Origin of the sequence: Bifidobacterium catulorum, assembly GCF_003129925.1 — a bacterium.
Lineage (GTDB): Bacteria > Actinomycetota > Actinomycetes > Actinomycetales > Bifidobacteriaceae > Galliscardovia > Galliscardovia catulorum.
This window is the reverse complement of the sequence record NZ_QFFN01000077.1, coordinates 1-1,363: the sequence shown is the minus strand read 5'-3', so window position 1 is coordinate 1,363 and position 1,363 is coordinate 1. Positions and strand designations below refer to the sequence as shown.

The window sequence follows — 1,363 nt, the reverse complement described above, 5'->3', positions numbered from 1 at the left end:
CGTCACCCGCACCACGTCCCACCCGCACCACGCATCCACATCATGAACCCTTGTTTCACTATTCGTACATGACCCGTCGGGTGGAGCCTTCCGGCATCACGCGGCGTCCGACCGCAAACGAACAATATCTACCTCCACCTCGCCCATCGGTCACATCAAACCCCCTGAATCCGGCCATATCGGAACATAAACGAACATCATCCCGCCAGCCACGCCCCACGCCGTCGTCCCATCGGAGACCCACCTCAAAAAAACCAAGAAAAACCATCCCACAAGGCTTGCAAAACACGGGATCGGGGAGATAATGGAACTACAAGCAAAACGGAACAGCGCGGAGCCCACAAAAGTAGATGATCACCAAGGTCAATGATGTTGGGCGGATTATATAAGACTTGCCGCCACGACGACGATGTTGTGTAGAGATTCCGCATTCCGCAGCGCTTGTACATAGAGCCGGTCCCCTATCGGGGACCGGCTTTTGCATATCGTTTCCCGCATGTCCACAACTCAGCCGCTACCCTTGAAAGGGTGAACACGGATACGACAACGCAGACGGCGCGGCGACGGCGAACGCCCGCGGAAGCACGCCCATGCGCGCATACGCGGCACGGTGCCAGATCCCTGCCCCGCAGGCAATCCGCGAAACAGGCCACCAGCGCCACCAAAACCACCAACGCCATCATGAACCCCTCCGTGCTGGGGTGGACGCTGCCCATCCTGATGGCGTGCTTCGGAGGACTGCTGCGTTTCATCCGTCTAGGCTCCCCACGTGCCGTGGTATTCGACGAAACCTATTACGTCAAGGACGCGTGGACGATGATCATGACCGGCGAGCCACGCAACTGGCCGGAGAAGATCGACGGCACCGCCGTCGACACGCTGTTCGCCAACGGCCTGCATCTCGACGGATGGCTGGCGAGCGCCGAATACGTCGTCCACCCCCCATTCGGCAAATGGTGCATCGCACTCGGCATGCAGCTGTTCGGAGGGGCTTCGAACCCGTTCGCATGGCGCGTCTCCACGGCCATCGCCGGCACCCTCGCCATCCTCATCCTCTGCCGCGTCATCCTGAGGCTGTTCCGGTCGCTGCCCATGGCGTTGCTCGGCGGATTCCTCATGGCGATCGACGGCATGGGCATCACGATGAGCCGCACCGGCCTGCTCGACAACTTCATCATGGTGCTGGCACTCGGCGCATTCGCCTGCATGCTCGCCCACCGCGACTGGTCACGCACGCGCCTCCACGAAGCCTACGAACGCGAATCACGGCGGTATCGGGCCAAATGGATACCGCGCACCGCACCGTTCGGCCGAACACGAGCACCCGGCCGCCGCCCCACCTCCCGGCAGGACGATTCCGCAA

The 1,363-nt window shown here is 61.6% G+C and carries 1 protein-coding gene; it reads left to right on the top strand.

The features are described 5' to 3' along the window. Window positions 1-681 precede the first annotated feature (681 nt). The coding region (locus DF200_RS10550) for a phospholipid carrier-dependent glycosyltransferase (RefSeq protein ID WP_146192077.1) at window positions 682-1,363 on the top strand (682 nt) is incomplete at its 3' end.